Raw genomic sequence first — 23,196 nt, forward strand, 5'->3', positions numbered from 1 at the left:
TTATTTTACCTCATCCCTGCTGATCAAGCAGAGAAAAGAGAGATTTTAGGTACTTACTTCTCGAAGGATGTCTTAGTTTTCTCAAAGCCTTAACCTCTATCTGTCTGATTCTTTCTCTTGTGACATTGAAATATTGCCCAACCTCTTCTAAAGTCTTGGCTTTTCCATCAAGTAATCCATATCTCATTTTTAAAACCATCGCTTCTCTTGGATTGAGAGTTTTCAAAACCTTTTCGAGTTCTTCACGCATCAACATTCTCATGGCTTCCTTTTTGGGAGATGCTATGTTCTCATCTGCTACGAAATCTCCCACAGTTGAATCTTCATCCTCACCAACTGGTGCTTCTAATGAAACTGTTTCCTTAGATGCTTGAAGTATCTCTTCTATTTTGTCGACAGGTCTATCCATGAGTTTGGCGAGTTCATCGAGTGAAGGTTGTTCACCATATTTTTGGTAATATTCTCTTGTTATTCTATTGAGTTTGTTAATGGTTTCAACCATGTGAACTGGTATCCTTATAGTTCTCGCCTGATCAGCTATTGCACGTGTGATAGCCTGCCTGATCCACCACGTGGCATACGTACTGAATTTATATCCTTTTCTCCAGTCAAATTTTTCTACAGCCTTCAATAAACCTATATTACCTTCTTGAATCAGATCGAGGAAAGGTAAACCGCGCCCTATATATCTTTTAGCTATGCTCACCACTAATCTAAGGTTTGACTCAACAAGCTTTCTCTTGGCTCTTTCATTGCCAACCTGTGCACGTCTCGCAAGTTCCCGTTCTTGCGACGGAGTCAACAGAGGTATCTTTCCAATCTCACGCAGATACATCTTAATAGGATCTTTCAAAGCCACGTTGTCATATACTTCTGGACCCTCTTCAAGAAGACTTGGGATTTCGGATTCTATAGTGCCATCTTCCAAATCTTCCAGGGCTTCGGGTTCTGTATCCTGAATATTGATCTTGTTTTTTTCGAGCTCTTCGTATATCCGTTCTATCAAAGAGGTGTCAAAACCTTCGTAATCTGGCGGAAAGGCTTTGTCTATGTCATCATACGTTATGAATCCTTTTTTCTTACCGGTTTTTATAAGAGATTTTATTCTCTTTTCTATTTCTTCACTTGTCATAACTTGCTTTTGCTCGTTTTTCTCTTCGATTTCTTCTTTGATTTCCTCGTGACCCATCTCAATCACCTCCGGTCATTTTAATCAACTTCAACCTTTCTTGCAAAAGTTCTTTTCTTTCTTCATCACTCTTGCAATTGGCAAGTTTACCGTCTATCTGTGACAAACGCTTTTCAATTGTTTTTCTTGCAAAGCGCTTTTTTATGTCTTCAAATATTTTCAAAGAATCTCCAGAAGGTATCCTCGACATTAAATCAAAGACATATCTTCTAATCTCTTCATCTTGATCGGATATATCAAGATCTTTCTCGAGTATTTCAAGGATTTTTCTTGTTCTATCGCTCATAACAGATTTATCTATTTTGGATAGCTCATTTCTCAGATCTTCCTGAGTTATGTAAAGATATATCACATAATCTTCATCACTTGGAAGGTTTGTTTTCGTAGTTTGCTCTTTATAAAAACTGTCATTTCTGTAATAACTCATGAGCTGAGCTGTTGAAAATTTCACCTTTGTTGAAATTGCCTTCAGTAAATTCTCATATCTCTGGATCCTTTGAGTACTCAATAGAGATTGTACCCAAGTCTTGAGCTGGTCCAAGAACCTCTCACAACCAGCAGCCGATGAAAGATCAAAAAATTTCGAGTAAAAATCGACTATGTATTCCTCGAAAGGCACGGCTTTTTTCAATACCTTCTTCAGATTCTCTGAACCTTCTGTCCTGAAAACTTCATCTGGATCTTTCTCTTGAAATAAGGCAACTGCTACGTCAAAAGACATGTCTATTAATGTTTTCAAAGATTTCAGTGTTGCCCTTTGTCCTGCTTCATCTGTGTCAAAACAGAGTATCACGTTTTTGGTCAATGATCCAAGTTTTGATAAATGCTCCTTGGAAAGATTCGTTCCAAGTACTGCTACTGCATTCGTAACTCCAGCTCTGTGGAATGCTATCGCATCGAAATATCCTTCTGTGATGACTGCAAAATTGACACTTTTGATCACTTTTTTCGCCCTGTCCAATAAGAAAAATATTGAACGCTTTGAAAAATAATTCGTTTCAGGAGAATTGAGGTATTTGGGCTCACGATTGTCAATCGATCTGCCTCCGAAGGCTATGATTCTTCCGAGATCGTCTTTTATCGGAATTACTATCCTTCCTTCAAAAAGATCTGAATATTCTTGTGTCTTAGTCTTTTTTATAACACCGTATTGAATAACCTTCGATATTGGAACAGAAAGCTTAGTCGCAACCTGCAAAGTCAGCTTCGAATCGACTGGACAATAACCAAACTCATAGTACTCTATTTCGTCTTCTTTGAAACCACGGTCTAATAAATATTTCATTGCCCTTTGATTTTGTTTCAACTGTTTCTTGTATTCAGTATGAATCTTTGTTAGAAAATCAATATACCTTTCCTTGTCAGACTGCTTGGTGTCAAAGTTTATCTCTATGTTGATCATTCGACCAAGTTTTTGCAAAGCTTCCTGGAAAGAAAGATGTTCGATTTCCTGAATGAATTTTATGACATCACCAGAAGCCCCACAACCAAAACAGTGGTACAACTTAAGAACTGGGTTAACATGGAAAGAAGGGGTTTTTTCACTGTGAAATGGGCACAAACCTCTATAACTCGAACCAACTTTTTGCAACGAAATATATTGTGAGATGACCTGAACTATGTCTATCTCACGCTTGATCTTTTCAATAATCTCTTTGCTCACCATCGTGAAATTCTAACGTCCCAAGAAAGAAGTTGTCAGAAAACCTTCCTCCCGTCGGACAGAAAGGTAGCAATCTGCGGAATCTTAATACCAGATACTTTTGACTGATTTTATAGAAAAAAGTTCATCAAAAGGGGTGTCGTATTTGACACCCCAAAAAAGATTAACGTTTCGAATACTGAGGAGCCCTTCGAGCTTTTTTCAAACCGTATTTCTTTCTCTCAACCATGCGTGGATCTCTCGTTAACAAACCTTGAGCTTTCAATGTAGGTCTCAAATCAGGATCGAGTTTTACAAGAGCACGTGCAATTGCTAACCTTACTGCACCAGCTTGACCCGAGAGCCCTCCTCCTTCGACCCTTACGAAAACATCAAATTTATCATTCATCTTCGTGATAAACAACGGTTCAAAGGCTTGCCTTGCCCTCACTTGGTCTTTGAAGTATTCCTCTGCGGAATTAAAGAGCTTATCATTTATCGTCAGCTTACCTTGACCAGGAAAGAGATAGACTCTTGCTACAGAAGTTTTTCTCCTACCCAAACCATGATATACTACTTTCTCTGGCATCATTTACCCTCCCATCAAAGCTTTAGAGGCTGAGGATTTTGAGCCTCATGTGGATGTTCATTTCCAGCATAGACCTTGAGTCTCTTTAAATACTTATCTCCAAGTGCGGCTTTTGGAAGCATCCTTTTGACAGCAAGATATAGCAATCTCTCTGGATGCTTTTCAAGAATCTGCCTTGCACTGTTTTCCTTCAAACCACCAGGATACCCGGAGTAGCGATAGTATATCTTTTTATCGAGTTTATCACCAGTTAGCACAACTTTTTCTGCATTTATAACCACAACATAATTACCTGTATCGACTCCTGGAAAGAAGGTGGGTTCATTTTTCCCCATTAAATATTTTGCAATTTGGCTTGCGAGTCTACCAAGCACCTTCCCAGAAGCATCAACCAAATACCACTTTTTCCCAGCTTCTCTATTAACCGTAGTTTTCTGTATCGGAAATGGACGCGCCATGACGATTCCTCCTCACTCTTGGGGTATAACATCAACGAATTTCCTGTTGTTTTTCACATAGAACTTCACAATACCATCTCTTAGAGCATAAAGGGTAAAATCCTTGCCGCAGGCCACATTTTTTCCAGAATGTATTTTAGTTCCCCTCTGCCTAACGATGATATTACCTGTCAGAACCTTCTGACCATCTCCAACTTTGACACCCAAATACTTTGGTCGACTGTCCCGGCCATTGGTACTACCACTTTTTCTATGAGCAAACATTTGTATATCGATTCGCATCCTCATTCACCTCCACAGAAAGATTCGAGGAAAATTGTTCCTGCAGATCATACAGACTCTTGTACAATTCATCTATCAATATGTCAGACAGTTCACTCGGGTTTCTCAATAAAACTTCGAGTTTTCCATGGGATTTCTTAACAACTGCTTCACAACGATCATGAAGAATTCTGGCAGTATGCTGAACCAACGAACTAACTGCAGCACATACTATATCTTTACCTTTAACATCAAAATGACTATGTCCACGAGCAATAAAAGAAAGATAATGCTCAGATAACTTGCAAAACGTAATCTTTATCACTATGCTTCACCAGTCTGTATCTTTTCAATCTTCACTAATGTGAACCACTGTCTGTGGCCTCGCTCGCGACGATAATTTTTTCGAGATTTGTACTTTACGATCGTCACCTTTTTAGCCTTTTCATGAGTCATCACAGTACCAATAACTGTGCAACCTTCCAAATAGGGTTTGCCTATCTTTGCACCTGAGTCCGTCGAAAGATGAAGTACACGCTCAAAAACGACTTGTTCTCCTTGTTGTTGTGGCAATTTCTCAACTGCGATAGTATCTCCTTCTGTAACCTTGTACTGCTTTCCTCCAGTTTCGATAATCGCGTACAACACATTCACCTCCTTGGCAACATGCACTGAAAAATGTAGCTCCTTTTATAAAAGGAACTTTTCTCACATTTTTCAAGTGCTTCTGCAAATTTTACGCTTTGATATTTTACCACCTACTTAGTTAAAATAATGAAACTTTAAGATTACACATTGAATGGTCTAACCGTGTTGTGTTCAATTATTATAAGATATAATTTGATAAAATATAAAATATCACTTTGAATTTTTGGAGGTGAGTAGATGTACTTAGCAATAGTTCTCGTTTTGGCGGGTGTTTGCTTGATTTTCTTAGGGGCGAAAGTCTTCTTTGGGGTCATATTCATTGCGCTTGGGGCTTATATACTGACTGAAATATTCTCTCACTACGCGAAAAACGCCAAAAAGGCAAAACAAATCAGAGAAGCACTCAGAGATAAATTGAAAGATAAACTCAACCCAGAGGACCTTCAGTGGGTTGAAGACATCATAACTCCCCCATTTGGAAAGAAATTTTTTATTCTGGTAGACGACAGCAAGGATTCAGTTCGTGTGAAAGTAGCGATACCTTTCTCATTAATTATAGTTTTAAAACCATTCATAAGACCACTTTTGCCTTTTTTCTTCAAATTTTTCAAAGACAAAGTTTCGTTCGATGAAAAATCTTTTCAAGTTTTTCAGGACATCTTTGTTTCATGCATTGATGAATTGATGAATTTTTCTGGCGACTTCATTAGCATTGAGAGCAAAGGAACAACGGTGAGGATAGGCATTGTGTGAGGTGAAACAATGAATCAGTTCTTCGCGAAATGTCCATTTTGCAATGGACAAGTTGTAATAGTTTCATATAGGTGCAAAAATTGCAACACCAAGATCGAGGGTCAATTTGCACCGAATGAATTCAATAATTTAACACAAGAAGATCTGAATTTTCTCAGATTATATCTCAAAAACAGAGGGAACTTAACAAAAGTAGCGGAAAAGTTGGGTGTTTCTTATCCCACGGTACATTCTTATTTCAGTAGAGTTTTGGCAAATCTGGGTTATTCATCGTCTGAAGAAGACAGTTACTCAAGTGTCTTGGAAAAACTCGAAAACAATCAGATCGATTTTTCCACTGCTATTTCTATTATCAAAGGAGAAAAGGAGGTTAAATCATGAGAGACGAACTTCTTAGGATTATGAATTTAGTGAAAGATGGAAAACTCACACCAGAACAAGCACTTGAACTTGCCGAGACGATGGGTCTTTTCTCTGAACCAAAGCAACAAACAACTGGAAAGAAAAAGATGCTCTACATTCAAGTCAGGGGTAACGATGGAGACAAAGTAGACATGAAAATCCCTGTTGGTTTGGCACAGATACTCAAACTCTCTTTACCCGCTCTGCAAGAAAAGGTTCCAAATGTCGATTTGAATCTCTTATCAGAGCAACTCGATGAAGCTATGAAAAATCTGTCGGAGATAGAAGGAGATGTCTTAAACGTCACCGGTTCTGATGGGACAACAGTTCGTATATTCATTGATTAGTCATATATTTTTTGCTAAAATCATGGCATAAGATCTATTTGGAGGTGCTATAGAAATGGACCTTGGAACTCGGTATTTACCAGAACAAATCGAGAAAAAGTGGTATCAAAAGTGGGTACAAAAGGGATATTTCACTCCTAAGGGAAGTGGAGAACCGTTCGTGGTCGTTATACCACCTCCAAATATAACAGGACGTATTCACATGGGACATGCACTCAACATAACTCTGCAAGATATCTTGGTGCGATACAAAAGAATGCGTGGCTTTGACACTTTGTGGGTACCTGGTGAAGATCATGCCGGTATCGCGACGCAAAATGCCGTCGAAAGGTATATAGAAACTCAGGGTAAGAGGCGTGAAGAGCTTGGAAGAGATAAATTTCTTGAGATAGTTTGGCAGTGGGCTCAAAAATACAGGTTTGAGATACGACAACAAATAGAAACCTTAGGTGCATCAGTTGACTGGACAAGAGAAAGATTTACCTTAGATGAAGGACTCTCTAACGCAGTTAGAAAAGTGTTCGTTGAACTATACAGACAGGGATTTATCTACAAGGGCAAATACATGGTGAATTGGTGCCCAAGGTGTAAGACGGTTTTGTCAGATGAAGAGGTTGAGCACGAAGAAAAAAAATCCAAACTTTACTATGTGAAATATCCATTTGTAGATGGTGATGGTTATATCGCGGTGGCAACTACAAGACCAGAAACAATGCTCGGAGATACGGCCGTCGCCGTCAATCCAAAGGACGATCGATACAGGAACATCGTTGGTAAGAAAGTAATCTTACCTTTGGTTAACAGGGAGATACCAATAATAGTCGACGAGTATGTTGATACGCAATTTGGTACCGGTGCTGTCAAAATAACCCCATCCCACGATCCAAACGATTTCGAAGTTGCAAAAAGACACAATCTCCCATTTATCGATATATTTGATGACGAGGCAAGAGTAAATGAAAACGGTGGAAAGTATAAAGGACTCGATCGCTACAAGGCAAGAGAAATCATTGTGAAAGATCTCGAAAATGAAGGCTATTTGATCAAAGTTGAAGATATAGACCATGCCGTTGGTCATTGCTATAGATGCGACAGAGAAATCGAACCAAGGGTTATGGATCAGTGGTTTGTGAGCATGAAGCCCTTGGCTCAAAAGGCAATAGAAGCAGTCGAAACAGGACAAGTTCGATTTGTACCAGATAGATGGAAAAAGGTCTATTTACACTGGATGTACAATGTGCGAGATTGGTGTATAAGTAGACAGCTCTGGTGGGGTCATAGAATACCGGTTTGGTATTGTGACGATTGTAACGAGATCATCGTTTCAGAAACCGATGTTGAAGAATGTCCAAAATGCCATTCAAAGTCTATAAGACAAGATGAAGATGTCCTTGATACATGGTTTTCCTCGGCATTGTGGCCCTTCTCAACTCTCGGTTGGCCTGAAAAAACAAAAGATCTCGATAAGTACTACCCAACATCGGTTCTTGTAACAGGTTTTGATATCATCTTCTTCTGGGTTGCGAGAATGATCGTCATGGGATACCAATTTATGAACGAAAAACCATTCACGGATGTTTATATCCATCAATTAATAAGAGACAAGTACGGAAGAAAAATGAGTAAATCCCTTGGAAATGGTATAGATCCAATAGATATGTCCACAAAGTACGGTACCGATCCAGTGAGGTTCACATTGGCAATCCTTGCAGCTCAAGGTAGTGATATAAAACTCGACGAGAGATACTTTGACACATACAGAAAGTTCGCCAACAAGATCTGGAATGCAACCAGGTTTGCTCTTATCAACCTCGATGGTTATGAAAAAAAGCCGCTTGATAAACTTTCACTCTCAGATAAATGGATCCTTTCAAGACTTCAAAGAACCATCTTGGCTGTTACGCAAGCCCTTGAAAATTACGAATTCAACATAGCCGCAAAATCTATTTATGAGTTTTTCTGGAATGAATTTTGTGATTGGTATATAGAATCGGCAAAACCAAGGTTAAACAACGAAGATAGAATCACAACTCAAAATGTCTTGGTGAAGGTACTCGACTCAAGTTTGAAATTGTTACATCCATTCATGCCGTTTTTAGCAGAAGAATTGTGGCAAAATCTTCCCATCGCAACAGAATCTATAACGATTGCACCATGGCCACAAGTAGAAAATGCCCTTGTGAATGATCTTGCAGAGAAGAAATTCGAAATGATCATGCAAATCGTCAGGGGTATAAGAAATGTACGTGCAGAACTCGATTTGGCATTAAAACAAAATACGTTGCTCTATGTACGTGGAAAGAATTTGTCTAAGGAAGAGGAATTCTTGATAAGTCATCTTGCAAATATTCAAAAAATTGAATATGTTGAAAAGAAACCAACTAACAGTGCAACGGCTTTTGTCAACGAGGAACTTCATGTATATTTAGATACAACCGGCGTTGATGTTCAAAAAGAGATCAACAGGCTTGAAAAGAATATTGAAAAACTCTTCAACGAAAGAGAATGGTATATGAAAAAACTTTCAGACGAGAAATTTATGTCACATGCACTCGAAAGTGTAATAGAAGAAACACGTCAAAAACTTTCTCAAACCGAATCACGATTGAAGATCCTTCAACAAATATTGGGTGATCTGAAATGACCTATCTTCAAATGCTCGAATATCTTTATAACCAGAGACCATCGGGAAAGATAACATTGGGTCTGGATCGAATCAAACAATTGTGCAAAATGCTTCAAAATCCACAAGATAGCTTTCACAGTGCCCATATAACTGGTACAAATGGAAAAGGTTCTGTAACGCGTTTCTTGAGCTGGTTATTCATAGAGCATGGTTTGAAAACCGGGAGTTATTATTCTCCACATCTTTCAACTTTTAAAGAGAGAATATTGGTAGACGAGGAATTTGTTCCAGAACAGATGATCCTAAATGTATTCAACGATGTCCAAAAAATGGCTGTGCAGATGGATCAAATGGGAGAACAATTCAAGCCGAGTTTCTTTGAATTCACAACTGCAATGGCTTTTTTGATCTATAAAGAGATGAAAACTCAAGCCACATCAATTGAAGTTGGACTTGGAGGAAGATTCGATGCGACGAATGTCCTAAGGCCAGAAGTGAGTGTTATAGTAACTGTAGACTATGATCACATGCACATACTTGGTGATACACTCGAAAAGATCGCCTTCGAAAAGGCTGGAATAATAAAACAAGGAATACCCGTTGTTTGTGGTGAAAGTAAAAAGGAACCACTTGATGTCATTGAGAAGACATGCGAGATGAACAAAAGCGATTTGTATTTGATTGGAAGAGATTTCTTTTACGATAACACAAAGCTTTCTCTGAATGACAATCATTTTGACTTTCACGGAAAAAGAGAATTCAAAAACCTTAAAATCTCACTGAATGGAGAACATCAATTTTTGAATGCGTCCGTTGCGCTTCAAGCATTTCTTGTTTTTGCCGAAAGAATGAACTTGAAAGTAGAAGAAGCAGCGATCAGAAGGGCATTGGAAAAGGCAAAAATGCCCGGTAGATTTGAAGTCTTTGGCAAAAATCCAACGGTGATCTTCGACGGTGCGCATAATCTACCGGCTGCAAGAGTATTGAGAAAAACGATTAGTGATTATCTTTCAAATGAAAAACTCGCCGCAATAATTGGTATCGTTGATGATAAAGATAAAAGAGGTGTTTTGTCACAAATTGCACCACTTTTTGATAAAATAATTGTGACAAGACCATTCTCGCATAGAGCTCAGAATCCTCAGGAGACCTTCGAGATAGCAAAACAATTCAATGAGAATGTCGATTTTGAGATTGATCCTATAATGGCTTATGAAAAATTAAAACAAGAGGGATATGAGACGATAATCATAACAGGATCACTGTATTTAGTTGGGTATCTGAGAGATTACATAACCGATGGGTCCCTTGAGCCTGAATGGTCTATTGTGAGATGATGAATTTGCTTGCGGCTGTAAAGGGACGAGTTTATGATAAAGAACCTGGCGGTTTGTTGTTAAAAGTTGGGGATTTCATTTTAAGAATTCTTTGTGATAGTTCAACTATCGAAAAAACATTTCCAGGAGATGAGATTGAGCTTCATACGCACCTTGAGTTCAACCAGAATGAATTTATTTTGTATGGTTTTTCAACAAAAGAAAAGCTTTATGTCTTTGAGAAGATCCTAAAGGTGTCCAAAATAGGTCCCAAGACTGCGTTGAGAATCGTAGGATCATTAGAACCAGAGGAATTTGTGCATTTAGTGACCAGTCAAAATGTCGATAAATTATCCCAGATCCAAGGGGTTGGAAAGAAAACTGCAGAAAGATTGGTAGCAGAACTAAAGGATGAGAGTTTTGATATCCAAGCTAAATACTCGGCAGAGTTGTTTGATGCAATTGAAGCACTTGTAGCGCTTGGTTTCTCGAGGGCCGAATCGATTGATGTTGCAAGGGCTGTCTACTCGGGCAAGATGAGCACCGAGCAGATTGTAAAGGAGGCATTAAAGAGGCTCTCAAAGAAGGGATAGCCATATGGCAATTGAAGGTGTGCTGAACCCGACTTTGGGATATAAACTCGATCCAGGTGAACCTGGTTTACCATATTCGGCTCCAGCAAGCCGAAGTATTATTCGTGTACTCTCTCAAGAAATAAGTAATTGGCTTGCCTTTAAAAGAGAAGCTGAGAGAAATGGCGGAGTGATTATCCAGGGCGGAATAACGCTCGATCTGAGAAAACGTGGTTCTTTCATTGCCGCAATAGCCGGTAAGACTACGGCTTGGATATATTATCCCTCGCAGGAAAAACAACAAGTTTCCCAGGATAGTTACAAAGATCAAATACAAAACCAAATTCAAAAACTTGAATTCAGACTGAATTCAACGACAAACGAAGAAGAGAGGCAAAAACTCGAACAACAACTTGCTTTGTTGAAGATGATGTTGAACATGCCAGCTCAATTGCTCAGAGATCTTTTGATGCCACTTGGGATGTTCTTAGACGCTCTCGTCTGATGTTACTATCTCTACGAACAACTCTACCAATTTTGGGTCGAACATCTTTCCACTTTGATCTTGAATCATTTTCAAAGCCTCGTCTTTTTTCTTAGGACCAATACCCCACTCAGAAGTCACAAAATGGGTGAGTTCATCGTAATAATCGCATATGGCTATTATCCTGGCAAAGAGTGGTATTTCCTCGCCTTTCAATCCATCAGGGTAACCTTTGCCATCCCACCTTTCGTGGTGTGATCTCACTATAGGCACAAGGTCCCACAAAAATTCGATCGTTGATAGATATATAGAACCCATAACCGTATGGTCCCTTGGCATGTCTTCAAGGAATCTTATTCTCGTTGGAGTGAACATCATCAATTGTTCGATACCTATTTTTCCAACATCATGCAACATACTCGCTTCAACCAAAAATGCCCGTTCTTTCTCAGAAAAGCCAAGTCCCTGTCCTATTTTATTTGCGAGTTTTGTAACCCGTTGTGAATGACTGAAGCCACCTTTATCTTCGACTTCCATGAGTACCACCATGGCTTGTAAAATCCCACTCACGACTCGCCGTGCCCATTTTGTACTGGTTAAACCTGATTTCGCACCATCTCTGTCGATATATGCCTTTGTAAAAGCCCAGACAGCCTGGTAATTTTCATTTACTTTTTCAAATCTGCTGATCAAGCTATTTTGGCTATAAAACTCCGCGACATTTTCTTTGAACACTATCTGAAATGGCTCGGATTGTTTAAAAGAATCTGTCAAGATAAGTTGAGGAGAATCGCTCTCCTCAACTTGTTCCATCTTTTTGAAAAATTCTACTATCTTATCATCGACTTTACCAACAATTTCGACTGTCAATTCTACTCCTCCATTAAGTTTTTCAACGAACGTGTCTTTATTTCCTTAAGAATTATATCAAGAACAGATTCCAAAGATTTTCCTGAAAATTCACTTCCCTTTCTAATTCTGACAGAAACGGTCCCTGCTGTTTGTTCTTTGTCACCAACGATAAACATATAAGGAATTTTCATAGATTGAGCGTCCCTTATTTTGTAGCCAAGTGTCTCGCGTCTGAGGTCAACTTCTGCCCTGATGCCGTTTTGGACTAAAACACTTTTAACACTCTGAGCATATGAATGATGTCTGTCAGCGATCGGTATTATCATCACTTGAACAGGTGCAAGCCAGGTTGGAAATGCACCAGCATAATGCTCAATCAATATACCCAAAAACCTCTCGAGACTTCCATAGATCGCTCTATGTATCATAACCGGCTGACAGTAATTTCCATCGATATCTGTATAAACGAGTTCAAATCTTTGAGGCATTAGAAAATCAAGTTGAATAGTTGCACACTGCCATGTACGACCTATCGAATCTCTGATATGAAAGTCTATTTTTGGACCATAAAACGCGCCTTCACCTTCTTTAACAACGTATTTCAGTCCGACAGAGTCCATGGCACATCTCAAAGCCTCGGTAGCTTTTTGCCAGGTCTGGACATCTCCCATGTGATTTTCCGGCATTGTACTCAATTCCGCTGAGTACTCAAAACCAAACGGCGAATAAATTCTGTGGACAAAATTTATCACACCGGCTATTTCTTGTTCAATTTGATCGGCTCGGCAGAATATATGGGCATCGTCCTGGGTAAAGCTCCTGACTCTGAACAGTCCGTGTAATACACCACTTCTTTCATATCTATGTACTCTACCAAATTCAAAAAATCTCAGTGGCAGGTCCTTATAAGAGACAGTTCTGTTTTTGTAGATGAGAATATGTCCCGGGCAATTCATTGGCTTGATCGCGAATTGTTGTTCTTCTTTACTTGTGAAATACATATTTTCTTTGTAATGATCCCAGTGGCCTGACATTCTCCAGAGTTTTTCACTCATCACAAGCGGAGTCATGACCTCTTCGTAACCAAATTCCCTGTGAAGTTGTCTCGAAAATTCCATCAATTCCCGTAGAATTGTAGTTCCATTTGGTGTAAAGATTGGCATTCCAGGAGCAACATCAAAATCGATGAAAAAGATACCAAGTGCGGGACCGAGTTTTCTATGATCTCTTTTTTTCGCTTCTTCCAGAAAATTCAAGTATTTTTCAAGTTGTTCTCTATTGGCAAATGCTGTACCATAGATTCTTTGAAGCATTGGTCTTTTCTCATCGCCTCTCCAATAAGCCCCCGAAATCGATAGTAATTTGAAATGCTTCACCATGCCAGTAGATGGCAAATGTGGACCTCTGCATAGATCTACAAAATCACCTTGTTTGAAGAGAGTAACTGTCTTTTCTTGAAGATCTTGTAAGAGTTCAACCTTGTATATCTGCCCTCTTTGTTTCATCAGAGAGATTGCTTCATCTTTACTCATTTCAATCCTTTCGATTTTGATGTCCTGATCTATTATCTTTCTCATTTCTTCTTCTATCTTGGGCAAATCTTCTTCAGCTATTTTTCCATTTAGAATCTCAAAGTCATAGTAAAATCCATTCTCAATAGTCGGTCCAATCCCAAGCCTGATGTTGTCTTTACCGTATATATTCATGACGGCTTGTGCCATAATATGGGACATGGTATGTCTGTAGACTTGCGGGGCAAGTTCATGATCGATCGTGATGAATTCAAATTCACCGTCTTCACAAATCGTCGACCTCAAATCGACCAGTTGATCGTTGAAAAGACCGGCAATGATTTTCTCAGATGAATCCCTTGAAAGTTCATAAACACGAATTGGTTCATTAAAAACAAACTCCCCATCATTCTTTATCTTTACCTTAAAAGACACAAAATCACCTCCGCAGTGCTTTTTTAAATATTACCATATTTTCGCGCTGAGTGTTATTATAAAAAGAGAAAACAAAGAATGAGGTGATCAGATGAAAAAGATTATCTTGCTGATGGTCTTACTTTCATTGATGAGTTTAGTTTTTGCTGATTACACATTGAGAGTTGGTGACACAATCAGAATTGAAGTCTTTGGATATGATGAAATGACACGAGATTGTGTAGTGGATAGTGACGGATTTATTTCTTATGTAGGTGTTGGGAGAGTAAAAGTAGATGGAATGACTCTGGGTGAACTTGAAAAAATCGCCAGTGAAAGAATTGGAAAACTGATACCTAATCCTATTGTGAGTATCTCTTTGGTATCTTATGCACCAAGATACATTTACATACAAGGTATTGTGAGTACAAGAATAGATATAGGTATAAAACCAACGACGCTCAGCCAAGTGATATCCATGGTGGGAGAGCAAAATGAAGGTTTTAGTGCTGAATTAATGGATCTGGAGAATATTAGGATAACACGTGGAAGGGAAAGTTTTTTGGTCAACCTCTCTTCTTTCTATGAAGGTAAGTTGGATGCCGACATCCCAATACAGGAAAATGACATAATCTACATACCACAAAAAAGCCTCCTTGGATATGTAAAGGTACTTGGAGCTGTTAAAAATCCATCGGCATTTTCTTATACTAAAGGCCTTACGTTGACGGCTGCCATCTCTTTGGCGGGTGGTATCGTCACAGATGTCGGCGATCCTCAAAATATCTATTTGACCAGAAATGGAGTAGTTCAAAGAGTGGACTTGGAAGAAATTCTGACCGGGAAAGCCGTAGATATCGAACTGAAACCCGGTGACCAAATCTACATACCAAAACTCGATCTTAGGTATGCCTACATCGTGGGATTTGTGAATAACCCGGGTATATATGATTTTTTGAAGGATGAGCCGATCACTCTAAAAAGATTAATTGCAAAAGCGGGTGGCATTGCAAACGATGTCAAGTATGTTGATAAAATTCTCGTCACTCAAAATGGTACTCAGAAAGAATATTCACCAACACTCTTGAGTGGTAACGATGACGTTTTATTAACGATTGGGAGTTATGTGAATGTCTTGAAAAAACCAGAGAGATTTGTCTACGTCATAGGTCAAGTAAGAAACCCAGGCAGGGTTGACTTTCAGCCTGAAGAAGAGATGAAGATGAATGTGGTGCTACCAAAAGTGGGTGGATATGATTCCGATCGAGTTGAAAAAGGTGGATTGATCAAGATATACCGAGGTTCACAAATATTTGAGATCTCACCTAAGGAACTCAAAAACAAGGACTTTGATCTGATGGCAGGAGATCTCATCAGGGTTGAATATGAGGATTTCTATGTATATGTCATTGGAAATCTTTCGATCACTGGAAGGATGAGTCTTGAACCTGAAGAACCCAGAAAACTTTCAACGGTTATCAAGAAGATCGGACAGGTGGACGATAGAACCTTCGAGTCAGTTCAGCTGATTCAGAAAGAGAAGGTCACTAAATATGAAATCAAAGATATCATAAATTCAACTGTCGATGCCGATATCGATAATCAAAGTACAGTCATTTTTAATCCAAAACAAGGTAGGTACATCTATTTTGTTGGTGATCTGTCACAATTTGTGACCTTTGGTTCAGATGAAGAATTCACCCTCAAAAGGGCTTTGGCAAAAGTGAATCTCCAGACTTCATATATCCAAAGTATTGCAAAACTTGAAAACGATCAGGAAAGGACCATCAATTTTGACCAAGACATCTCTCTGAATTCAGGTGAAATATACAAGATAATTCTCAAAAAGCCGATCAAAGTAACCGTATTTGGTAAGATAAGAACACCAGGTCAAGTTGTGTTCGATGTAAATGAGGATGCAACACTCAAGAAAGCAATAGCAAAGTGTGGAGGTCTGATCACCGGCGCTGATCAATCCTATGTATCTGATCAGGTGATCGTGTACTCATCAGGTGAAAGACATTCCTTCAGTGCAAAGGAAATCGAATCACAAGATATCCAATTCACTCTCAAAGATGGAGATTTCATATATGTAACCGAAAAGACCCCACATTATATCTTTGCTTTTGGCGATGCTGTGGTTAACAGGAAAATAGAACTTTCCCAGGGTGAGATATTCAAATTGTCGAACATACTCGGAAAGGTAAGTATAACCGCCGAAGTGCAAGCTGTTCAAGTGATTTTTCCAACGGGTGATGCAACATCTATACTAATAAAAGACGTTCAGCTTGGTAAGAAAGACCTTGAACTTGTCGATGGTGCCTCCTTGATATTTGAAAAAGATGTTAGAAATTATGTCTATGTTCTGGGTATGGTGAATAAACCAGGTGGTTATTATGTTGGAGACAGAGAATTGACATTACTTGAAGTCGTATCACTCGCTGGTGGAGTCAATGGCTGGGGTTCATACAACCAAATTGTATTGAAGAGGGGGAATGATAGTAAATCGATCGATATGTCAAATCCATTGATGTTGAATAACATAGTAGTCAAGGCGGGCGATGTAATCTATGTACCACCGATTGAGGCAAATATCGTCTATGTGCTTGGTCAAGTCTCAAGACCAGGTGTTGTGAAGATAGATCAGTATTCCACTGTTCTTGATGTGATAATGAAATGTGGCGGGTTCACCACAAGAGCCATAACATCAAAGGTATATGTATTCAAAGGTGGTCCGACGGGAGAGCCGATAGTCTGTGATCTGTCTGGTACCTTGAAAGGACGACCAACTACAGGTAATCCGAACGTCTCACCAGGTGATGTTATCTTTGTACCAGATAACCCGCTGATGAGTATCGTAGACATGATACCGATTATCACAAGTATTGTTGAATTAATAAGCGATGTTCAGGGGTTGATTCAATGAGAATAGGATTCGAAAAACTCTTCACACCGAGAAAGATCTATCAAGACATGTCTTTGATAATAGAAAATGGAATCATCGAGAAGATTGAAAAATCAAAAATCCATTGTAATCTATATCTTCCTCTGATTGCTCCTGGTTTCATCGACAGCCATACACATGGTGCAATTGGTATAGATGTTATGAACGCGACGGTCGATGATTTTCAAAAGTTGTCACTTTTCTATGCAAAACATGGTGTAACAACTTTTCTACCTACAACTGTATCTGATACCTTTCAAAAGATATCACAAGTGGCTAAAACACTGAAAGAATTTATGAAATTACAACCACAAGGCGCAAAGATAGCAGGACTATACATCGAAGGTCCATACTTAAACCCGAGTAAAAAAGGTGCTCACAAGGAAGATCTTTTGGAAAATCCAAATCTTGATGAGTTATCGAGTTTTGTCGAGAAATTTGGAGACATCGTAAAGATCTTTGCTATCGCACCAGAATTAAAAGATTCTGAAAGAGCAATAAATTTTCTTAAAAAGAAAAAGATTATCACAACAATTGCGCATACAGATGCAACATATGATCAAGCTCTGTTTGCAATAGAAAATGGTTGTACGAGAGCAACGCATGTTTTCAATGCCATGAGACCTTTTTCACACAGAGATCCCGGTGTAATTGGGGCTGTTCTCACCGACAAAAGGGTTTTTTGTGAAATCATATGTGATATGATTCATCTTCACCCTATTACAGTGAAGTTGGTTATAAATGCCAAAGGTCCAAGAAGGTGTGTTTTGGTCACAGACTCGATGGCAGCTACCGGTCTTGAAGATGGGGAGTATTCACTGGGTGAACTCCAAGTTGTTGTGAAAAACAAAATCGCAAGGACTAAAGAAGATCAAAGTCTTGCTGGGAGTACCTTAACATTAGATGAAGCAATTAGAAATGTCGTCAGGCTGGATATTCCTTTAAAAGATGCCATATTGATGGCTACGCTCTCAGCTGCGATGTCGAGTAATATTGATTCTGGCAGAATAGAGCCGGGAAGAGTAGCAGATCTTGTTGCATTGGATGAAAACCTGAATGTCATTGCGACCTTTGTCTCTGGAGAGATGGTTTACTCACTGTGAAAAATGGGGGGGCGGGTATGAAACTTGTGAGCATGACTCTGCATGGTTTTAAGTCCTTTGCCAGACCAACGAGATTACACTTTGCAGACAGAGTCACTGCTATTGTTGGACCAAATGGTGGGGGAAAATCGAATATAGTCGATGCCATAAGGTGGGTTTTTGGTGAACAATCGATGAAACAATTAAGAGCCGACGAAAAATACGATGTCATCTTTGCAGGGTCAGGTACCGTACCTGCTGCTTCGAGCGCTTACGTTGAGATCGTCTTTGAAAATGAAAATGACAGAATCGTTGTCTCTCGAATGCTTACAAACGATGGTAAAAATCTATACATGCTCAACGGTGAAACGGTCAGATTAAAGGACATACATGAGAGATTCATCGGAACAGGTGTAGGAAAGGAATTTTATTCAATAGCCGGTCAAGGGCAAATTGAAAGAATTGTAAATGCGTCAGCTGAAGAGTTGAGATTGTTGCTCGAAGAAGCTGCTGAAACGGCTTTATACCGGGAGAAGAAGAAGGAATCTTTGGCAAGGCTTGAAGTTGTAAACGCCAATTTAGCACGTGTCCAGGACTTGCTATATGAATTAGATAGGCAGAGAAAGTCACTGTATCTGAAAGCCAAGAGAGCCGAACGTTATCAAGAATATTCGTCAAGACTTGAACAGATCAAGAAACTGTACTATGGTAATGTACTCAAAAAAGAAATGAAAAGATTGAGACATCTTCAAAGCCAACACAGTGAAACTTCAGAAAAGATAAAAGATCTTCAAAAACAGCTTCTGAATATAGAGACAAATTGGTCAACTCTGAAACGGGAATTTGCAGATGTCGATAAGGAGATTGAGAACTTCACAAATCTTTTAGAGGATTACAAAAAGCGCCAGACAACCCTGATGGAGCTCAGAGAAATGTACACAAGGAGATTGAACGAAAGAGAAACCAAATTTGTCGAAACAACCACTCGTCTTGATTCAGCCAAGGAACAAATCGCGATGATCGACAGGCGAAGTGATGAACTCAATCTAATTTTTAGGGCACTGATAGATGAGATTGGACTAAAAGAGAACGAGTTAGCAAAAGTTGAAGAAAACAGAAACGAGCTCATCTCAAGATACTCTGAGAAAGAAAAGCAATTGCTCGCCTTAAAAGAAAAAAGTGATCTTGCAAACAAAGATAAACTCTCTCTTGAAAGTGAATTGTCAAGGATCGAAGAGGGACTTGAAGATCTATCAAAACGTACAGCTATGATAGATTCGCAACTTGATCTCAAAATGAAAAGACTGTCTGGTCTTCAGGAGGAACTCTCAACTTTACTGGAGAAATTGAAGACAGCCGGTGACAAAGAAGCTTCACTTGCCAAAGAATTGCAATCTGTTAGAGAAAGACTTTTGGAACTTTCAAATGAAAAAAGAGCAACTTTTGAACAATTGGATAACATCAAGCGCATTCTTAGAAATCTCGATGAAGAAGAATCAAAAATAAAATACAGAATACAAACCTACGAGGGGTACACAAGATCTGTCAGGTCCATTTTCGCAAAAAAAGCTCAAGGAGAATTCGATGGAGTTTACGATGTGGTAGGCAATCTAATCAGTTTCCCTTCTGAGTACGCTAAAGCCATAGAGGTTCTATTGGGTGGTGCTGTCCAGCACGTAGTGGTTGATAGTGCTAACACTGCAAAGAAGGTCATTGAGTGGTTGAATGATCAGAAAGTGGGACGTGTTACTTTCTTACCACTCGACTTGATAGAGTCTCATTTCAGTGGAATGAGAGAAATCGAACGTCACCAGGGTTTCGTCGGGTATGCAGCGCAGATTGTTCGAGTCAATCAGCAGTTCATGGCTCTTCCAGGATATTTATTCGGTAACGATATCATAGTAAAGACACTCGAAGACGCCGTCGATATAAAAAAACGTTACAAAGTCAGATGCCGTATCGCCACCTTGAACGGTGAGATAATAGGTCAACACGGATCAATAACGGGTGGAGAAATTGAAGTCGAAAGAACCGATTCACTTGTCAAGCGAAAACTCAGGCTCAGTGAAATAGCAAACCAGAGACTGGAATTATCCTCCGTTGAAAAACTACACCAGCAAAAACTTTCTCAGATTGATCAAGAAGCTCAGACTCTAACCAATCAAGAAAGATTGGTTGAGAGAGAACTCACCGATGCAATTGCCGAAGGTAGCTCGACAAAGAGAATGATCGAAGAACTGAGCAAAACAGTTGAAGAACTCAGTAAAGAGATAAATTCATTAGAACAGTTGAAGAAAAATTACACGGTAAAATCTGAAGGAATGCAAATAAGACGTGAAAAGATTCTTTCTGAACTCGAGCAACTTTCTCAGAAGATCTCATCCTACGAATCTGAACTCAAAAATTTTGATGAACAACTATCCTCTGAGAAACAGGTACTCGAGGAAATATCCACACACTATTCGCAATTGAAAGCCGAGGTCACTAATTTACTCGAGAGAAAGTTACATTACGAGTCTGAATTAACTCGACTCAGAGAGCAAAAACAAAAATTAGATGACGAATCATCTCAACTTGTAATTCAATCAGAGGAAATTGAGAAGGAGATCGACCGTCTAAAAAATATACTACTTGAAAATCAGCGAGAGTTAGAGACAGTCAAGAAAGAAACCGAAAACCTATTTGAAACAATGAGAATGCAAAGAAGTGATAAAGATCAAAAATTGTCTCAATTGGACGATTTGGAAAAGAAAATGCAACACATAAAGGATGAACGCGAGAAATCAAGAGAGTATTTGCACCACCTTGAATTATCCATTCAAGAAGTTCAGAACAAAATACAGCAACTCCTTGGTGAAATAGATGAACAAACGGCTCTTCAGACAGAAGAACTCGAAGCGGAAAAATTAGAATCACTGAAAAACGAACTGGAAGACTTACAAAATAAGATAAAATATCTTGGACCCGTTGATTTACTCGCGATAGATGAGTACAACCAAGTTGAGAGTAAGTACAACGACCTTGCGATTCAAAAAAAGGACTTGGAAGACGCAAGAGAAAAGATAAACGATCTCATCAAGCGAACAGATGAAGAAGCAAGAAATAAATTGCTCGATGTGTATGAGCACGTAAACACGAAATTCAATTATTTCATTTCTCTACTCTTTGCTGGTGGCGAAGGTGAAATAAAAATCGAACCTGGTAAAGATATACTCGAAGCGGGCGTGGAGATTTCCGTGAAAAAACCTGGCAGGAGAAATCAGAAACTTCAATTGCTCTCCGGAGGAGAAAAGGCGCTCGTTGGTATTGCTCTACTTTTTGCACTACTTGAAGTCAAACCCAGCCCATTCTACGTGCTTGATGAAATTGATGCCCCACTCGACGAATTCAATGCAGAAAGATTCAAAAGATTGCTGGAAGATGGTTCAACAAAAGCGCAATTTGTGGTAATTACACACAACAAAGTCGTTATGGAATGTGCTGATCTATTGCACGGAGTCACTATGATCGATGGCGTTTCAAATATAGTACCCGTTGAAATAGAAAACATAACTGTCAAGGAGTGAGAACTTTGTCCGAAAAGGTATTAGAGAGTCAACAAATTTTCAAAGGTAGGATTTTAACGGTCAAGGTTGATCAGGTTCTTTTACAAAATGGGTGTAAATCGACACGAGAAGTAGTTTTTCATCCGGGTGCCGTCGCAGTCTTACCCATTCTGGCAGATCGAAGTATCGTTTTGGTAAAACAATTTAGATATCCTGTTGGTACAGAGCTTCTTGAGGTACCTGCTGGCAAACTCGATGAAAATGAATCGCCAGAGGAATGTGCCTTGAGAGAGCTTGAGGAAGAGACGGGATACAAAGCCCAGAAAATCGAATACATAGGATACATTTTCACGACACCTGGTTTTTCCAACGAAAAGATTTATTTGTACGTGGCAGAAAATCTAATAAAAACCGAACAAAATCTTGATCAAGACGAACTATTGAAGGTAGAAATATTACAACCACAGGACGTTTTAAACAAGTGCTTGAACGGAGAAATTGTCGATGCGAAGACCCTATCTTTGGTCTTTCTGGCAAGAGAAAAGGGAGTGATTTAAAATGATTACAGTGATACTAAATGGAAAGAGAATGAGTTTTCAAGCAAAGGACTTTATAACCTTTGGTAAATTATACGACCAGATATGTCCAAAAGATAAAGTACTCAAATCTTTGACAATCAATAAAATCCAAGTTCCAACACAAAAGGTCTCTGAGTTGAGAGACTCTCTACTCGAAGAGAATGCAGAAATTATCATGGAATTCACTACACCCATTGAATACTTGAGTGAAATCCTACCAGGTATCATTGACTATATAAAAACTGCAATAGGGTTATTGCCAAGTGTTGCAGAATCATTGAGAACTGGTCAGGCAAAATCTTTCAAAGACATAGAAAGTCTTTCAGAAAGTATATCAGCCCTTGACAGTTTAAGGCAGAATATTTACAGGATAATAGAACTACCCCATATAGAGACATCGAGCATAATCGTCAGACTTAGGAAATTCCTTAGCACTTTAGAGGGTCAAGATATTTCAGAGATAGCGAATTCTGTTGAAAACGATCTTCCAATTGTTCTGAAATCTTACCAAGATTTCTTTGAACTTGCACTCTCAAAAATCAGGGAGGTGCATTCACAATGATGAAAGATTACTACATAGAAAATGCAGTAAAAACCGCCAGCCCCGCAAAACTGATCGAAATGATGTATGAAAAGGCCATAGAACTTCTCAAGGATGCTAAGGAAGCTTTGAACAAAAACGATTTTATCACTACAAATGAAAAGATCAAAAGAGTTCAAGACATAGTAACTGAATTGAACATCTCACTTGACATCGAAAAAGGGGGAGAGATTGCCAAGGGATTGAGATCACTGTATAGTTATATGTACAGAACTTTGATAGAAGCCACAGTGAAAAAAGATATGAAAAAAATAGATGAAGTTCTGGGCTATTTTGAAGAATTGTTAGATGCTTGGAGAACGGCAATGAAATCTGCTGGGAGTGTTCCAAAACAGGATAAAGATAACCATCTGAATATCTCTATTTGATAAGGTGGTGATCA

Annotated in this window: 22 protein-coding genes; 13 read left to right on the forward strand and 9 right to left on the reverse strand. The window is 39.0% G+C overall.

Going from position 1 to position 23,196, the window contains the following annotated elements; translation table 11 throughout:
• Positions 1 to 10: 10 nt before the first annotated feature.
• The 7 genes from rpoD to rplU all read right to left on the reverse strand — a co-directional run bounded on the left by rpoD (position 11) and on the right by rplU (position 4,784).
• The gene (rpoD, locus tag TSP02S_RS00845; protein ID WP_041083988.1) at positions 11 to 1,132 is read right to left on the reverse strand and encodes an RNA polymerase sigma factor RpoD; all 1,122 of its coding nucleotides are present in this window, start codon (positions 1,130 to 1,132) and stop codon (positions 11 to 13) included.
• A gap of 58 nt (positions 1,133 to 1,190) precedes the next feature.
• Positions 1,191 to 2,855, reverse strand: coding sequence for a DNA primase (gene dnaG, locus TSP02S_RS00850; RefSeq protein WP_041081160.1), 1,665 nt, complete (start codon positions 2,853 to 2,855; stop codon positions 1,191 to 1,193).
• A gap of 160 nt (positions 2,856 to 3,015) precedes the next feature.
• On the reverse strand, positions 3,016 to 3,420 hold the full coding sequence (gene rpsI / locus TSP02S_RS00855) for a 30S ribosomal protein S9 (protein ID WP_041081161.1): 405 nt from the start codon (positions 3,418 to 3,420) through the stop codon (positions 3,016 to 3,018).
• Between the two features lie 14 nt (positions 3,421 to 3,434).
• The gene (gene rplM, locus TSP02S_RS00860) at positions 3,435 to 3,878 is read right to left on the reverse strand and encodes a 50S ribosomal protein L13 (protein WP_041081162.1); all 444 of its coding nucleotides are present in this window, start codon (positions 3,876 to 3,878) and stop codon (positions 3,435 to 3,437) included.
• 12 nt (positions 3,879 to 3,890) lie between these two features.
• A complete protein-coding gene (rpmA, locus tag TSP02S_RS00865) occupies positions 3,891 to 4,160 on the reverse strand; it encodes a 50S ribosomal protein L27 (protein WP_041081163.1) in 270 nt (89 codons plus the stop codon).
• Entirely contained in the window at positions 4,129 to 4,464 is a 336-nt protein-coding gene (locus tag TSP02S_RS00870) for a ribosomal-processing cysteine protease Prp (RefSeq protein ID WP_041081164.1), read from the reverse strand. Before TSP02S_RS00870 ends, rpmA begins: the two co-directional genes overlap by 32 nt.
• A complete protein-coding gene (gene rplU / locus TSP02S_RS00875; protein ID WP_041081165.1) occupies positions 4,464 to 4,784 on the reverse strand; it encodes a 50S ribosomal protein L21 in 321 nt (106 codons plus the stop codon). The genes TSP02S_RS00870 and rplU overlap by 1 nt, the downstream gene beginning before the upstream one ends.
• A 240-nt stretch (positions 4,785 to 5,024) precedes the next feature.
• Here rplU and TSP02S_RS00880 point away from each other — a divergent pair, with 240 nt between their 5' ends.
• Genes TSP02S_RS00880 through TSP02S_RS00910 form a run of 7 tightly spaced genes read left to right on the forward strand, consistent with a single transcriptional unit; the run spans position 5,025 to position 11,308 of the window.
• The gene (locus TSP02S_RS00880) at positions 5,025 to 5,540 is read left to right on the forward strand and encodes a hypothetical protein (RefSeq protein WP_041081167.1); all 516 of its coding nucleotides are present in this window, start codon (positions 5,025 to 5,027) and stop codon (positions 5,538 to 5,540) included.
• A gap of 9 nt (positions 5,541 to 5,549) precedes the next feature.
• Complete coding sequence (locus TSP02S_RS00885; protein ID WP_041081169.1) at positions 5,550 to 5,921, forward strand: DUF2089 domain-containing protein; 372 nt, start codon at positions 5,550 to 5,552, stop codon at positions 5,919 to 5,921.
• Positions 5,918 to 6,289, forward strand: a complete 372-nt coding sequence (locus TSP02S_RS00890) for an SHOCT-like domain-containing protein (RefSeq protein WP_041081171.1) — start codon at positions 5,918 to 5,920, stop codon at positions 6,287 to 6,289. The genes TSP02S_RS00885 and TSP02S_RS00890 overlap by 4 nt, the downstream gene beginning before the upstream one ends.
• 55 nt (positions 6,290 to 6,344) lie before the next feature.
• Positions 6,345 to 8,933, forward strand: a complete 2,589-nt coding sequence (locus TSP02S_RS00895; RefSeq protein WP_041081173.1) for a valine--tRNA ligase — start codon at positions 6,345 to 6,347, stop codon at positions 8,931 to 8,933.
• An 11-nt stretch (positions 8,934 to 8,944) separates the two neighbouring features.
• Positions 8,945 to 10,252, forward strand: coding sequence for a bifunctional folylpolyglutamate synthase/dihydrofolate synthase (locus tag TSP02S_RS00900; protein ID WP_232503727.1), 1,308 nt, complete (start codon positions 8,945 to 8,947; stop codon positions 10,250 to 10,252).
• Positions 10,252 to 10,824 carry a Holliday junction branch migration protein RuvA gene (gene ruvA, locus TSP02S_RS00905; protein ID WP_041083989.1) on the forward strand — a complete coding sequence of 191 codons (573 nt, stop codon included), beginning with the start codon at positions 10,252 to 10,254 and terminating at the stop codon, positions 10,822 to 10,824. Before TSP02S_RS00900 ends, ruvA begins: the two co-directional genes overlap by 1 nt.
• 4 nt (positions 10,825 to 10,828) lie before the next feature.
• Positions 10,829 to 11,308, forward strand: a complete 480-nt coding sequence (locus tag TSP02S_RS00910) for a hypothetical protein (protein WP_041081177.1) — start codon at positions 10,829 to 10,831, stop codon at positions 11,306 to 11,308.
• On the opposite strand, the gene TSP02S_RS00915 is transcribed toward TSP02S_RS00910, so the two are convergent.
• A complete protein-coding gene (locus tag TSP02S_RS00915) occupies positions 11,291 to 12,157 on the reverse strand; it encodes an HD-GYP domain-containing protein (protein WP_041081179.1) in 867 nt (288 codons plus the stop codon). The genes TSP02S_RS00910 and TSP02S_RS00915 overlap by 18 nt on opposite strands.
• Positions 12,158 to 12,159: 2 nt before the next feature.
• Positions 12,160 to 14,085, reverse strand: a complete 1,926-nt coding sequence (gene thrS, locus TSP02S_RS00920; protein WP_041081181.1) for a threonine--tRNA ligase — start codon at positions 14,083 to 14,085, stop codon at positions 12,160 to 12,162.
• A gap of 91 nt (positions 14,086 to 14,176) precedes the next feature.
• Between thrS and TSP02S_RS00925 the strand changes: the two genes are divergently transcribed.
• The 6 genes from TSP02S_RS00925 to fliS are packed head-to-tail and all read left to right on the forward strand — an operon-like array spanning position 14,177 to position 23,182.
• Positions 14,177 to 16,990: a polysaccharide biosynthesis/export family protein gene (locus TSP02S_RS00925; protein ID WP_041081183.1), complete on the forward strand. Its 2,814-nt coding sequence runs from the start codon at positions 14,177 to 14,179 to the stop codon at positions 16,988 to 16,990.
• Positions 16,987 to 18,111 carry an N-acetylglucosamine-6-phosphate deacetylase gene (gene nagA / locus TSP02S_RS00930; protein WP_041081185.1) on the forward strand — a complete coding sequence of 375 codons (1,125 nt, stop codon included), beginning with the start codon at positions 16,987 to 16,989 and terminating at the stop codon, positions 18,109 to 18,111. Before TSP02S_RS00925 ends, nagA begins: the two co-directional genes overlap by 4 nt.
• A gap of 17 nt (positions 18,112 to 18,128) precedes the next feature.
• Positions 18,129 to 21,656, forward strand: a complete 3,528-nt coding sequence (gene smc / locus TSP02S_RS00935) for a chromosome segregation protein SMC (RefSeq protein ID WP_041081187.1) — start codon at positions 18,129 to 18,131, stop codon at positions 21,654 to 21,656.
• 5 nt (positions 21,657 to 21,661) lie between these two features.
• Positions 21,662 to 22,192: an NUDIX domain-containing protein gene (locus tag TSP02S_RS00940; RefSeq protein ID WP_041081189.1), complete on the forward strand. Its 531-nt coding sequence runs from the start codon at positions 21,662 to 21,664 to the stop codon at positions 22,190 to 22,192.
• A gap of 1 nt (position 22,193) precedes the next feature.
• Positions 22,194 to 22,775 (forward strand): hypothetical protein, encoded by a 582-nt coding sequence (locus TSP02S_RS00945; protein ID WP_041081191.1) that lies wholly within the window; start codon positions 22,194 to 22,196, stop codon positions 22,773 to 22,775.
• Positions 22,772 to 23,182: a flagellar export chaperone FliS gene (gene fliS, locus TSP02S_RS00950; RefSeq protein WP_041081193.1), complete on the forward strand. Its 411-nt coding sequence runs from the start codon at positions 22,772 to 22,774 to the stop codon at positions 23,180 to 23,182. The genes TSP02S_RS00945 and fliS overlap by 4 nt, the downstream gene beginning before the upstream one ends.
• The last annotated feature ends 14 nt before the right edge of the window (positions 23,183 to 23,196 follow it).

Origin of the sequence: Thermotoga profunda AZM34c06 (assembly GCF_000828675.1) — a bacterium.
GTDB classification, from domain to species: Bacteria; Thermotogota; Thermotogae; order Thermotogales; family DSM-5069; genus Pseudothermotoga_B; species Pseudothermotoga_B profunda.